This window comes from Streptomyces sp. NPDC026672, assembly GCF_040638185.1.
Taxonomy (GTDB): Bacteria; Actinomycetota; Actinomycetes; order Streptomycetales; family Streptomycetaceae; genus Streptomyces.
In genome coordinates this window covers 1-13,400 of record NZ_JBEZXS010000088.1, presented here as the reverse complement: position 1 = coordinate 13,400, position 13,400 = coordinate 1, and the positions used below count along the sequence as shown (strand labels likewise).

Below are 13,400 nucleotides of genomic sequence, written 5' to 3'. Positions count from 1 at the left end.
GCCCTCGTACTGGATGTACTCGGGCGTTCCGACAACGCGGCGAGTGTGCGTGCCAGGCGTCGCGGGCCAGGCGGGACTTTCGAAACACGCCCTAGGGGTGCCATGTGCCCGGCGCCCGGCGTCGGGTGCCGTCTGCCAGGGGCCGTGCGTCAGGTGTCGCACTCCAGGACCGTGCGGCACAGCCCGCAGCGTGCCCGCACCCGGCCCCGCACCGGCACCCTGATCCGCTGGTGGCAGGTGGGACAGGGGAAGGAGACCCGCAGCCGGCCGACACCGTCGGGCGTGAAGGCGTAGGGGGCACCGGGCTGCGCACCCGGCTGTGCTCCGGGCTGTGCGGCCGGCGCGTGCCGGCGGTCGTGGGCGTAGCGGCGGCGGCCCGCCCAGCCCGCGGCGGTCAGCGGCGGCTGCCGCTCGTCGTGCCGGGCCCGCTCCATGCCCTTGACGTACGCCGTGTACGCCTGCGGACTGGTGAACCACACCGACGGGTCCTCCCCGAACACCAGCGACCGCTTCGCCAGGACGTACCCGAACTCCTCCGGCGTGAGGTAACCGAGCTTCTGCGAGGACGCCGAGTCCTCCCGGTAGGCGTCCAGCAGCAGCCAGCCCGCGCCCAGGTACGTCGTCGTCGTGTCCGTGAGGATCTCGTTCTCCGCCGTGCTGGGGAAGGCCAGGTCCATCCGGTGCAGATAGACGTGCGCCACCTCGTGCGCCAGGGCCGCCCCGATGTCCCGGCGGTGCGTGCGGAACCGGTCGTTCAGCTCCACGAAGTACTCGGGCCCCGCGGTGAGTTCGACGTTCGCCGCGTGGGTCATCTCCCGGAAGCTCACGATCAGCCGGGCGTCCGGCAGCCGGAAGTGCCGCACGATCTCCCGGGCCACCCGCTGCGCCCCCAGATACAGGTCGTCGGTGTCGCAGAAGGCCACGTCGGCGGGGACCACGCTGGTGTCGAAGGTGCGGACCGTGTCGTACGACAGCCGCCGGTAGAGGGCAGTGACGGCGGCCCGCACCGTCTCCAGGTGCGGGTAGCCGTGCTCGACCGGTCCGCCGTTCGCCACGTCCGTACCCCCAAAGACGCCCTGCGTTCCCCGTCCACTGTATGCGGGGGCACGCCCGCGCGCGCCGGCGTCGGCACGCCCCCGCTCCGCGGCCGGACACCGGAGGACCGTCGCGGATCACGGATTAGGGTGGTCGCCCATGACCACCAGCAACACCGGTACCGGAGACGTCGAGCCCGCCGTGCGCGAGGAACTCGACCGGCTGCGCGACAGCATCGACAACATCGACGCCGCCGTCGTCCACATGCTCGCCGAACGCTTCAAGTGCACACAGCAGGTCGGCCGGCTCAAGGCCCGCCACCGGCTGCCGCCCGCCGACCCGGCCCGCGAGGCCCGCCAGATCGCCCGGCTGCGCACCCTCGCCGAGAACGCCAAGCTCGACCCCGCGTTCGCCGAGAAGTTCCTCAACTTCATCATCGCCGAGGTGATCAGACACCACGAGCGCCTGGCGGTCGACTCGCACGACGACCCGCCCGGAGCCCCGGTGGGATGACGTGATGTGTACTCCCTGTCATCCCGTCCGCACTGCGGGTCAGCGCGGAGACGTAAGCTGGTCGTCCACGTGGGAGGGACGCCGGGCCATGCCGTCGGATGCCAGGATCCTCATCGTCGACGACCACCAGGACACGCTGTACGCGCTGGAGAGCGTCCTCGCCCCGCTGGGCTACCGCCTCGACCGCGCCACCAGCGGTGACGAGGCCCTCAAACAGGTGCTGCGCGGACAGGTCGGGCTCCTGCTGCTCGACGTGCGGATGCCCGGCGTCGACGGGCTGGAGGTCGTCCGGTACATGAGCAGACTGGAACAGACCCAGCACATTCCGGTCGTCCTGCTCACCGGTTTCGGCACGGACCACGAACTCGCCGCCACCGCCTTCGCCCTCGGTGTCGCCGACCTCGTCCTCAAACCGGTCGACCCCTGGGCCCTGCGCACCAAGGTCCGCCACCTGTACGACACCCATCAGCGCCACCTCGCCCTGGAGGAGGAGATCCGCGATCTGCGGGCCCGCGCGGAGGGGGAGCACGACCAGCGCACGCGCCGCGTCCACCCCGAGGCGCTGGTCCCGCCGCAGCGCGACGTCCGGCGCGCCAGGCGCGCGCCGGACCGGACATAAGCCGTGTAGCGATCCGCCCCTGTGCGCTGTCCCGGCCATCGGGCAGCATGTCGTGCATGTCCGTACTGACGCGCGACGAAGCGCAGCTCCGAGCACACCTCATCGACGTCCGCCACTACACGATCGAGCTCGACCTGACCACCGGGGACGAGGGCTTCGACTCGCGCACGGTGATCCGGTTCGAAGCCCGAGCCGACGGGGACACGTTCATCGAGGTCAAGCCCACCGAGCTGCGCGCCGTCACCCTCGACGGACAGCCCCTCGACCCGGAGGGCCTGCACGACGGCCGCCTCGCCCTGAAGGACCTCACCGCGGGCGAGCACGAACTGACCGTCGACGCGCGCATGGCCTATTCCCGCACCGGCGAGGGCATGCACCGCTTCACCGACCCCAGCGACGGCGAGACCTACGTCTACACCCAGCTCTTCCTCGACGACGTGCAGCGGATCTACGCCGCCTTCGACCAGCCCGACCTGAAGGCCGTCTTCGACGTCGCCGTCACCGCCCCCGAGGGCTGGACCGTGCTGGCCAACGGCATCACCGAGCACCTCGGCGGGGGCCGCTGGCGGGCCGCGACCACCCCGCCGATCTCCACCTACCTCGTCGCCGTCGCCGCCGGCCCCTACCACTCCGTGCGCACCGAGCACCGCGGCCTGCCCTTCGGCATCCACTGCCGCCGCTCCCTCGCCCCCTACCTCGACACCGACGTCGACGAGATCCTGGACATCACCCGCGCCTGCTTCGACCGCTTCCACGAGAAGTTCGAGGAGCCCTACCCCTTCGACTCCTACGACCAGGCGTTCGTCCCCGAGTTCAACGCCGGCGCCATGGAGAACCCCGGACTCGTCACCTTCCGCGACGACTTCGTCTTCCGCTCCGCCGTCACCGACACCGAGCGGCAGACCCGCGCCATGGTCATCGCCCACGAGATGGCCCACATGTGGTTCGGCGACCTGGTCACCCTCAAGTGGTGGGACGACATCTGGCTGAACGAGTCCTTCGCCGAGTACATGGGCTACCAGATCACCCTGGAGGCGACCCGCTTCGACGACCCCTGGGTCGAGTTCGGCGTCGCCCGCAAGGCCTGGGGCTACGACGCCGACCAGCGCCCCTCCACCCACCCCGTCGCCCCCGACGCCGTCGACGACACGGCCGCCGCCCTGCTCAACTTCGACGGCATCTCCTACGCCAAGGGCGCCTCCGCGCTGCGTCAACTGGTCACCTGGCTCGGCGAGAAGGACTTCCTCGCCGGCATCAACACCCACTTCTCCCGGCACCGGTTCGGCAACGCCACCCTCGCCGACTTCATCGACTCCCTGGCCTCCGCCACCGAACGCGACGTGCACGCCTGGGCCGGACAGTGGCTGCGCACCACCGGCGTCGACACCCTCACCCCGGCCCTCACCACCGTCGACGGCACCCCCGCCCTCACCGTCGAGCACACCGGAAGCCGCCCGCACCGCATCGCCGTCGGCCTCTACGACCAGGACGTCATCGGCGACGGCGGACTCACCCTGCGCGAGCGCGTCGACCTCGACGTCCCGCAGGCCGGGCCGCAGCCCCTGGGCAAGCGGCCCGCACTGCTCCTGCTCAACGACGGCGACCTCACCTACGCCAAGGTCCGCTTCGACGCCGGGTCGTTCGAGACGGTCCGCGCCGGCCTGTCGGGCCTGCCCGGAGCGCTCACCCGCGCGGTCGTGTGGAACGCGCTGCGGGACGCCGTCCGCGACGGCGAACTCCCGCCCGCCGCCTACCTGGAGACCGCCCGCACCCACCTCCCGCGCGAGAGCGACCTCGCCCTCGTCCAGGGCGTGCTGGCCTTCGCCGCGGGGCAGGTCGCCGGGCGCTACCTCACCCCCGAGGAGCGGCCCGCCGCCCTGGCCACGCTGGGTTCCCTGTGCCGCGACCTCATCCGGCGCACCGAGGACGGCGACAACCCCGGCCTGCGGCTGATCGCCGTACGCCACTTCATCGACGTCGCCGCCCACCCCGAGACCATCAGCGCCTGGCTCGCCGACGGCACCGTGCCGGGCGGACCCGAGCTGGACCCCGAGCTGCGCTGGCGCATCCTGGGCCGGCTCGCCGTCCTCGGCGCCACCGACGAGGCCGCCGTCGCCGCCGAACTGGAGCGCGACCCGAGCGCCACCGGCCGGGAGGGCGCCGCCCGCTGCCGCGCCGCGCTGCCCGACCCGGAGGCCAAGCGCACCGCCTGGGAGGCCATGTTCCGCCGCGACGACCTCTCCAACTACCTGTTCACGGCCACCGCCCAGGGCTTCTGGCAGCCCGAACAGGCCGAGCTGGTACGGGAGTACGTGCCGCGCTACTACGAGGACGTGGTCGGCCTCGCCGCCCGCCGCGGCCCCGCCATCGCGGCCGCCGCCGGACGCTGGGCCTTCCCGGCGCACGCCGTCGACGCCGAGAACCTCGCGCTCGGCGAGGCGTGCCTGCGCGACGCCGAACCGGTCGCCGCGCTGCGCCGCCGCCTGATCGACGAACTCGACGACCTGACGAGGGCCCTGCGCGTACGCAACGCCTGACCCCCCGTGCGGCGGGGCATTTCTCCCCCGGCCCCGCCGCACGGTCGGTCCCGCCTCGCCCCGCGGGCCTTTGCCGTGCGCCGGTTCCCGTCCTGCCGCGCGCCGCCGCGGTGCCCCGCCGCTCCTCCTCGCCGCCGCGTGCCCCGTCCCGCGGTGTCACGTCCCGGCGCATGGTGCCGCGGCCCAGTGCGCCCCGGCGCACCTCGCCCTCGCGTGGGCCCGCCCGGCGGCTGCCCGTCGGGCGGTGCGGCAGGGCCGGGCCGAAACCCAGCCGTTCCGTGAAGCGCCGACCGGGGCGTTCGTCCGGGCGGGCCGCACGTCACCCGGCCCGGCGGGCAGCCCCGGCGCCGCCGTGAACCGGCCGCCGCCGCTCCGCACCTGCCGCCGCTCCGCACCTGCCGCCACTCCGTACCCGCCGCCACTCCGTACCCGCCGGTGCCCCGACACGTTTTCCCCGTACGGCAGTACCCCCTTTCGGGTTTCCTTCGCCGTACTTCCCGCGCACCCCGGCGACCCCGCCCCCAAGCTGGAGGCTCCCACGGCGACACCCCCTGCCCACGCCCCGAGGAGAGCCCATGACCGCGTTGCCGCCCCTGGCCTCGGGCCCCCACGGCCCCGACGCCCTGCGGCCGTTGCTGGGCACCGTCCTGGACGCGCTCCGGGACGGCGGCCGGGCGCGCGGCGGACCGCTGCCCGCCGGCGGCCCCGACACCGTCACCGCCCGCGTCACGGTCGCCCTCGGGGAGGTCCTGCCGCAGCACGGCGACCCCGACGCCCTGCGCACCCTCGTGACCGCCCTCGCCGAAGGCGCCGCCGACCCCGCCGACCCCCTCTGCGCGGCCCATCTGCACTGCCCGCCGCTCGCCGTCGCCACCGCCGCCGACCTCGCCGTGAGCGCCCTCAACCCCTCCCTCGACTCCTGGGACCAGGCACCCGCCGCCACCGCCCTGGAAGCCGCCGTCACCCGCGCGCTCGCCCACGAGATCGGCTTCGCCGACGCCCTCGTCACCACCGGCGGCACCGAGGCCAACCAACTCGCCCTGCTGCTCGCCCGGGAGGCCCACGGCGGCAGCGTCCGCCTGGTCCACGGCGCCAACGCCCACCACTCCCTGCCCCGCGGCGCCTGGCTCCTCGGCCTGCCCGAACCGGTCGCCGTCCCCGCCCCGAACGGGACCCTCGACCCCGCCGCCCTCGACGAGGCCCTGACCCGTATCGGCGGCCCGCTGCTGGTCGCCGCCACCGCGGGTACCACCGACGCCGGGCTCGTCGACCCGCTCCCCGAGATCGCCGGGCTGTGCGCCGCCCACGGCGTCCGGCTGCACGTCGACGCCGCGTACGGCGGCGGCCTCGCCTTCAGCGACCGCCACCGCGCCCGGCTCGCCGGCCTCGAAGCCGCCCACACCGTCACCCTCGACCTGCACAAACTCGGCTGGCAACCGGTCGCGGCGGGCCTCCTCGCCGTCGCCCGCCCCGAGGACCTGGCCGTCCTGCGGCAGCGGACCGACTACCTCAACGCCGACGACGACACCGACGCGGGCCTCCCCGACCTGCTCGGCCGCTCCCTGCGCACCACCCGCCGCGCCGACCTTCTCAAGACCGCCGTCACCCTGCGCACCCTCGGCCGCACCGGACTCGGCGCCCTCGTCGACCGCGTCTGCGCCCTCGCCCACGAGTTCGCCACCCTGGTCGACGCCCACCCCGGCTTCGAGCTGTACGACCGGCCCGTCATCAGCACCGTCCTGTTCCGGCCCGCCGGAGCCGGCGACGACGAGGTGGCAGCCCTGCGGCGCACCCTGCTGCTCGACGGCCGCGCCGTCCTCGGCCGGGCCCGCCCCGACGGCCGCCTCTGGCTCAAGGCCACCCTGCTCAACCCCCACACCCGCGCGGACGACCTCGCGCACCTCCTGCACCTCGTGGAAGGAACCACCCCCGCATGACCCGCCCCCCACACCCCGCGCCCGACACCCCCCGCGACCTGGTGGGCGTCGGCATCGGCCCGTTCAACCTCTCCCTCGCCGCCCTGGCCCACCCCCTGGCCGGCCTCGACGCCGTCTTCTACGAACAGCGCCCCGCCTTCGACTGGCACCCCGGCCTGCTCATCGAGGGCGCCACCCTCCAGGTCCCGTTCCTCGCCGACCTGGTGACCCTCGCCGACCCCGCGAACCCCTGGTCCTTCCTCAGCTACCTCAGGACCCGCGACCGCCTCTTCCCCTTCTACTTCGCCGAGCGCTTCCACATCCAGCGCGCCGAGTACGACGCCTACTGCCGCTGGGTCGCCGCGAACCTGCCCGGACTCCACTTCTCCCACCAGGCCGACGCCGTGCGCTGGAACCCCGAACGCGAGCTGTTCGAGGTCGACTTCACCCAGCTCGACGCCGACGGGGAGGCCGAGGCCCTGGGGCGTACGTACACCCGCAACGTCGTCCTCGGCGTCGGCACCGCGCCCCACGTGCCCGAACCGCTCAGGCCGCTCGCCGACGCGCCAGGCGTGCCGGTCGTCCACGCCGCCGACTACCTGGAGCACCGCGAGGCGTTCCTCGCCGCCGGGCACGTCACCGTCGTCGGCGCGGGACAGTCCGGCGCCGAGGTCTTCCTCGACCTGCTGCGCCACCGGCCCCCCGGCCGCGAGGGACTGCACTGGCTGGGCCGCACCGAGTCGTTCGCGCCCATGGAGTACTCCAAGCTCGGCCTGGAGCACTTCACGCCCGACTACACCCGCTACTTCCACGCCCTGACCGAACCGGTCCGCGACCGGCTCGTCGCGTCGCAGTGGCAGCTCCACAAGGGCATCGACGCCGAGACCGTCGCCGCCATCCACGACGAGCTGTACCGGCGCAGCCTGCACGGCGGCTGGCCCGACACCGTCCTCACCCCCGGCGTCGACGTCCGCACCGCGGGCCGCATCGCCACCACCAGGGTCGAACTCCACCTGGAACACGTCCAGCAGCACACCCGCTCCCGGCTCACCACCGACGCGGTCGTCCTCGCCACCGGCTACCGCGAACGCCCCCTCGACCGCCTCCTCGCCGGACTCGAACCCCAGGTGCGCCGCGACGCCGCCGGACGCCCGCGCGTGGACGAGCGGTTCCGGCTCGTCCTCGACCCGTCCGTCACCGGGGCCGTCCACGTGCAGAACGCCGAACGGCACACCCACGGCGTCGGCGCACCCGACCTCGGCCTCGCCGCCTGGCGCAGCGCGACGATCCTCAACTCCCTCATGGCCGAGGAGCCCTACCCGCTGCCCGACCGCACGGCGTTCACCACGTTCGGCCTCGAAGCACGCACCCGGGTCCCGGCCGCCCGCCGCGCACCGGCACTCACCCCGCTCGGCGACGGACGGTGAGCGCCGGCACACATGCCCCGGAGCCGTGCCCCAGAGCCCTAGAACACCGGCACGCCGTCCCGCGTCAGCCGCCAGTCGGCCGAGGCGAAGTCCTTCGGGTCCAGCACGCCCTTCGCGGTCACCCACTCCGCGATCCGCGTCCGGATCTCCGTCGACTCCGACCACAGCTCCTGGGCCGAGGCGACGTGCGGGAACGCGCCGCCGCCGTTGGCCCGGTAGTTGTTCACCGCGAACACGAACTGCCGCGTGTCGTCCAGCGGGGCGCCGTCGTGGGTGAGGTTCTTGATGCGGGAGCCGGCCGGCTGGGCCACGTCGATGTCGTAGCGGAGCCCCGACACGTAGTCGTAGTTGTAGTCCGGGCGGCCGTTCGCGTTGGTCAGCGCGTCCACGTCGACCACCGTGCCCGCGGCCGTCCGGACGTAGTACTCCGCCGAGTACTCCAGGTACGCCCGCACCTGAGCGCCCGTCAGCAACTTGGCGACCAGCGTGTTGTCGTACACGTACAGGCTCGACAGGTCCCGGATCGTCACGTCGCCGGCCGGGATCTCCGAGGTGCGGGAGAACGGCGACGCCTGCGAGAGCACCGGCAGCGCGGCGTACTCGGTGCCCGCCAGGGCGGCCCTGACCACGTCCTCCTGGACCTTGGTGATCAGGTCGATGATCGGGGCGTCCTTGTAACGGGCGTCGACCGTCGTCAGGGTCTCGGTCGCACTGCCGACGACCTGGTTGACGTACTCGACGACCTTGGCGTGCTCGGACTTCAGCAGGCGGGTGATCCTCGGGTCGTCGGCGACCTCGTTGGTGTTGCGCAGCGACGCCGAGACCGACTCGACCTCCCAGCGGCCCTTCCTGAGGACCAGTTCGATGTCGAACAGGCTCAGCCGCTCGGCGAAGCACAGCGGCTCCGACAGCACGACCGTCCTTCCGGTCCGCTCGTTGACGACCTTCTGCTCCGGGACCTCCAGGTGCGCGTGCCCCACCAGGATCGCGTCGATGCCGGGGACCTGACGGGCCACGTTGGCGGCCGCGTTCTCCACGTACGGGAGCTGGTCGCCGTACGACGACGTGCCCGAGGCACCCGAGTGGGCCGACACGATCACGACGTCCGCGCCCAGCGCCTTCAGCCGCGGAACCCACTTCGCGGCCTGCTCCTCCAGACCGGGGAAGGCCAGCCTGCCCTGCACGTACGCCTTGTCCCAGATCGCGATGCCCGGGTTGGTCAGGCCGAGGACGCCCACCTTGACCGGCGGTGCGCCGGGCACACGGATCGTCTTGACGACGTACGGCGGGAAGGCGGGCCGCAGCGTCTTCGCGTCGACCGCGTTGGCGCCGAGCAGCGGGAAGTCCAGCTGGTCCTCGAACGCGCGCAGGGTCTCGATGCCGTAGTTGAACTCGTGGTTGCCGAGCGCCGCGGCGTCGTAGCCGATCGCGTTCATCGCCTGCGCCATCGGATGCACCGGACCGCCCTTCGCGGTGATCGGGTCGACCTTGGCGTAGTAGTACGTCAGCGGGGTGCCCTGGATGGTGTCGCCCGCGTCGATGAGCAGCGTGTTCGCCCGGCCCTTCGCCGCGCGCACCTGGTCGACCAGGGTCGAGATCCGGGCCAGGCCCATGGCGTTGCCGGCCTGGTCGGCGTAGTCGGCGTTCTTGAAGTAGTCCCAGTTGAAGACATGACCGTGCAGGTCGGTGGTGCCCATGACGGTCAGGGAGTGGCGCCTGGGCCGCTTCCGGGGCCGGGGGTGGTGGGCCGGCGCGGCCTGGGCCGCCGGAGCCGCCGCCTGCGTGGCGAGCGCGACCCCCGCCCCGGTGACGGCGGACTTCGTCAGGAACTTCCGGCGGTTCAACGGCATGTCTGGGTCCCCTCGGGAAACGGTCAACGACGCGCGTAGATTCTGACCTGGTCATGACTGACGAGAACAGGTCCGGGAGGTTTCGATCTGGTGACCCCGGGGGTGAACTCCCCCTCCCGGGGCGGGAAGGGCATGACAGAGTGGGACGTATGACCTCCGACTCGCCCGCGCAGGCCCCGGCGGAACCACCCCGGGTCTCGGTCCGGGGCGAGGCCCACCTCGACGTCGACCCGGAGCTCGCCCGCCTCCACGTCACCGTCGGCTCCCGCGGCCGGGACCGGCGTGCGGCCCTGGACGACCTCACCCGGCGCAACGCCGCCGCACTCGACCTGGTGAAGTCCTACGGCGAGGCCGTCGAGCGACTGGAGACGGGCTTCCTCTCCATCACCCCGGAGCTGTCCGCGCACGGCCGCGGCGAGCGGGTGCGCACGTACACCGGGCAGGTGCGCCTCACCGCCGACCTGCGCGACTTCACCGTCCTCGGGGAACTCACCACCCGGCTGGCCGATATGGAGCTGACCCGGGTGGACGGCCCCTGGTGGTCGCTGCGCCCCGGCTCCCCGGTGCACCGCCGGGCCCGTCAGGAGGCGGTGCGCGACGCGGTCCTGAGGGCCCGTGAATACGCGGAGGCACTCGGTGCCGCACTCGCCGATCTGATCGAACTCGCCGACATCGGCGCGGAGGAGGGCGGACCGCAATTCCGTGCCGCCGGCCGCACCCGTTCCCGTTCTTTCTCCGCCGACGCGCAGGACATGGCCGCGCCGATCGATCTCGAACCCCAGCGGCAGCAGGTCCACGCCCAGGTCACGGCGCGTTTCACGATCACCCGGCCGATTCTGTGACGGTCCGTGTTCCTGCCGCGGGATGCTCATAGGAGCGGAGCACCGCACAATTCAACACTTGTCAAGGGTGCTTCACGCAAAGGTTGTTGAGTAGTCACGTCCGGCCAATTCCCTACCGGCCGGTAAGTCATAGGCTCGATTCATGCGCCGAGCAAAGATCGTTTGCACTCTGGGACCCGCCACCGATTCGTACGACCAGATCAAGGCCCTGGTCGACGCCGGAATGGACGTGGCCCGCCTCAACCTCAGCCACGGCGATCACGCCGATCACGAGGAGCGTTACCACCGGGTGCGCAAGGCCGCCGACGAGACCGGCCGCAGTGTCGGCATCCTCGCCGACCTCCAGGGCCCGAAGATCCGCCTCGGCCGCTTCACCGAAGGACCCGTACTCCTCGAACGCGGCGACACCTTCACCATCACGGTGGAGGAGGGCGTCGAGGGCGACCGCCACCAGTGCGGAACCACCCACGCGGGCCTCGCCGCCGACGTGACCCCCGGTGAGCGCGTCCTCGTCGACGACGGCCGGGTCTGCCTGGAGGTCACCGCGGTCGACGGGCCCCGGGTGCACACCACGGTGGTCGAGGGCGGCATGGTCTCCGACCACAAGGGCCTCAACCTGCCCGGTGTCGCCGTCTCCGTGCCCGCGCTCTCCGAGAAGGACGAGGCCGACCTGCGCTGGGCCCTGCGCACCGGCTGCGACGTCATCGCCCTCTCCTTCGTCCGCACCGGCAAGGACATCGAGGACGTCCACCGCATCATGGACGAGGAGGGCCGCCGCCTCCCCGTGATCGCCAAGGTCGAGAAGCCCCAGGCCGTCGAGAACATCGACGAGATCGTGGCGGCCTTCGACGGCATCATGGTCGCGCGCGGGGACCTGGGCGTCGAGATGCCCCTCGAACAGGTGCCGATCGTGCAGAAGCGGGCCATCACACTCGCACGGCGCAACGCCAAGCCGGTCATCGTCGCCACCCAGATGCTCGACTCGATGATCGACAACGCGCGCCCCACCCGCGCCGAGGCGAGCGACGTCGCCAACGCCGTCATCGACGGCACGGACGCGGTGATGCTCTCCGGCGAGACCAGCGTCGGCAAGCACGCCGTCGAGACGGTCGGCACCATGGCCCGCATCGTCGAGGCCGCGGAGGAGGACCTGCTGGCCCAGGGGCTGCCGCCGCTGACCGAGTCCAACAAGCCGCGCACCCAGGGCGGCGCGGTGGCCCGTGCAGCGGCGGAGATGGGTGACTTCCTGGGCGCGAAGTTCCTGGTCGCCTTCACCCAGTCCGGCGACACGGCCCGCAGGCTCTCCCGCTACCGCTCGCCGATCCCGCTGCTGGCCTTCACCCCGGAGCAGGCGACCCGCTCCCAGCTCAGCCTGACCTGGGGCGTCGAGACGTTCCTCGGCCCGCACGCCGGGTCCACGGACGCGATGGTCGCCCAGGTGGACGAACTGCTGCTCACGTACGGCCGCTGCGAGCCCGGCGACGTCGTCGTGATCACGGCGGGCTCCCCGCCCGGGGTCTCGGGCGCCACCAACCTGGTCCGCGTCCACCACATCGGCGAGGACGACGGCCCGAAGTAGGCGGCGGGAACACGAAAGGCCCCTCGGTGTCGAGGGGCCCTTTCACATGGCGCCGGTGCTCCGCGCCAAGAAGTGTGCCGGGTGCGGGACTCGAACCCGCAAGCCCTCACAGGCAGAGGTGTTTGAGACCTCCGTGTATACCGTTCCACCAACCCGGCCAGGCACTGCGGAGAGTGTACCGGGTCACCGCGGCTCGCCGCCTCTAGGTAGGCTGCATGAGCAGTACCACCTGCCCCAGCCTGTGACGAGGAGCCCGAGTGACCTCCCCCGAGTCGCCCCAGCCCGTCGACGTGCCCGACGACGACAAGTCGCACGTTCCTCCGCTGACGACCCGTGTCGTCATCGCCGAGGACGAGGCCCTGATCCGGCTCGACCTCAAGGAGATGCTGGAGGAGGAGGGGTACACCGTCGTCGGCGAGGCCGGTGACGGTGAGCGGGCCGTCGAGCTGGCCCGGGAGCACCGGCCCGACCTGGTGATCCTCGACGTGAAGATGCCCAAGCTGGACGGCATCTCCGCGGCCGAGCGGATCGCCGCCGAGTCCATCGCCCCGGTCCTCATGCTCACCGCGTTCTCCCAGCGCGACCTCGTCGAGCGCGCCCGTGACGCCGGCGCCATGGCCTACCTGGTCAAGCCGTTCAGCAAGACCGACGTGGTGCCCGCGATCGAGATGGCCGTCTCCCGCTTCACCGAGCTGAAGCAGCTGGAGCAGGAGGTCGCCGACCTCACCCTGCGCCTGGAGACCCGCAAGCTCGTCGACCGCGCCAAGTCCGTCCTCCAGACCGAGTACGGCCTGTCCGAGCCGGCCGCGTTCCGCTGGATCCAGAAGACGTCGATGGACCGCCGCATGTCGATGCAGCAGGTCGCGGAGGCGGTCATCGCGGACAGCGCGGAGAAGAAGTCCACGAAGGACAAGGGCTGACCCCCTGGAACACGCGGAGCCCCGCACCCCGTGAGGGGCGCGGGGCTCCGGCGATGTGCGGCCCTGCCGCCTAGGGCGTGTTTCGAAAGTCCCGCCTGGCCCGCGACGCCTGGCACGCACACTCGCTGCGTTGTCGGAACGCCCGAGTACATCCAGTACGAG

The 13,400-nt window shown here is 72.4% G+C and carries 10 protein-coding genes and 1 tRNA gene; 8 read left to right on the top strand and 3 right to left on the bottom strand.

Translation table 11 applies throughout. The features are described 5' to 3' along the window. Positions 1-149: 149 nt before the first annotated feature. Positions 150-1,055 (bottom strand): hypothetical protein, encoded by a 906-nt coding sequence (locus AB0F77_RS42520; protein ID WP_361960005.1) that lies wholly within the window; start codon positions 1,053-1,055, stop codon positions 150-152. Between the two features lie 139 nt (positions 1,056-1,194). On the opposite strand from AB0F77_RS42520, the gene AB0F77_RS42515 reads away from it, so the two are divergent. The 5 genes from AB0F77_RS42515 to AB0F77_RS42495 all read left to right on the top strand — a co-directional run bounded on the left by AB0F77_RS42515 (position 1,195) and on the right by AB0F77_RS42495 (position 8,047). Next, the gene (locus tag AB0F77_RS42515) at positions 1,195-1,548 is read left to right on the top strand and encodes a chorismate mutase (protein WP_361960002.1); all 354 of its coding nucleotides are present in this window, start codon (positions 1,195-1,197) and stop codon (positions 1,546-1,548) included. A gap of 88 nt (positions 1,549-1,636) precedes the next feature. After that, positions 1,637-2,167: a response regulator gene (locus AB0F77_RS42510; protein WP_361959999.1), complete on the top strand. Its 531-nt coding sequence runs from the start codon at positions 1,637-1,639 to the stop codon at positions 2,165-2,167. 56 nt (positions 2,168-2,223) lie between these two features. Then, positions 2,224-4,704: an aminopeptidase N gene (gene pepN, locus AB0F77_RS42505; protein ID WP_361959996.1), complete on the top strand. Its 2,481-nt coding sequence runs from the start codon at positions 2,224-2,226 to the stop codon at positions 4,702-4,704. Positions 4,705-5,279: 575 nt separating this feature from the next. Then, entirely contained in the window at positions 5,280-6,641 is a 1,362-nt protein-coding gene (locus AB0F77_RS42500; protein WP_361959993.1) for an aminotransferase class I/II-fold pyridoxal phosphate-dependent enzyme, read from the top strand. Then, a complete protein-coding gene (locus tag AB0F77_RS42495; RefSeq protein WP_361959990.1) occupies positions 6,638-8,047 on the top strand; it encodes a SidA/IucD/PvdA family monooxygenase in 1,410 nt (469 codons plus the stop codon). The genes AB0F77_RS42500 and AB0F77_RS42495 overlap by 4 nt, the downstream gene beginning before the upstream one ends. 38 nt (positions 8,048-8,085) lie before the next feature. On the opposite strand, the gene AB0F77_RS42490 is transcribed toward AB0F77_RS42495, so the two are convergent. Continuing rightward, the gene (locus tag AB0F77_RS42490) at positions 8,086-9,897 is read right to left on the bottom strand and encodes a 5'-nucleotidase C-terminal domain-containing protein (RefSeq protein ID WP_361959987.1); all 1,812 of its coding nucleotides are present in this window, start codon (positions 9,895-9,897) and stop codon (positions 8,086-8,088) included. Between the two features lie 149 nt (positions 9,898-10,046). Here AB0F77_RS42490 and AB0F77_RS42485 point away from each other — a divergent pair, with 149 nt between their 5' ends. Continuing rightward, positions 10,047-10,739 (top strand): SIMPL domain-containing protein, encoded by a 693-nt coding sequence (locus AB0F77_RS42485; protein WP_361959984.1) that lies wholly within the window; start codon positions 10,047-10,049, stop codon positions 10,737-10,739. A gap of 142 nt (positions 10,740-10,881) precedes the next feature. Next, positions 10,882-12,318, top strand: a complete 1,437-nt coding sequence (gene pyk / locus AB0F77_RS42480; protein WP_361959981.1) for a pyruvate kinase — start codon at positions 10,882-10,884, stop codon at positions 12,316-12,318. Positions 12,319-12,393: 75 nt separating this feature from the next. Here the strand turns inward: pyk and AB0F77_RS42475 are convergent. Further along, positions 12,394-12,476, bottom strand: a tRNA-Leu gene (locus AB0F77_RS42475). Between the two features lie 99 nt (positions 12,477-12,575). On the opposite strand from AB0F77_RS42475, the gene AB0F77_RS42470 reads away from it, so the two are divergent. Next, positions 12,576-13,238: a response regulator gene (locus AB0F77_RS42470; protein ID WP_361959978.1), complete on the top strand. Its 663-nt coding sequence runs from the start codon at positions 12,576-12,578 to the stop codon at positions 13,236-13,238. Positions 13,239-13,400: the final 162 nt, after the last annotated feature.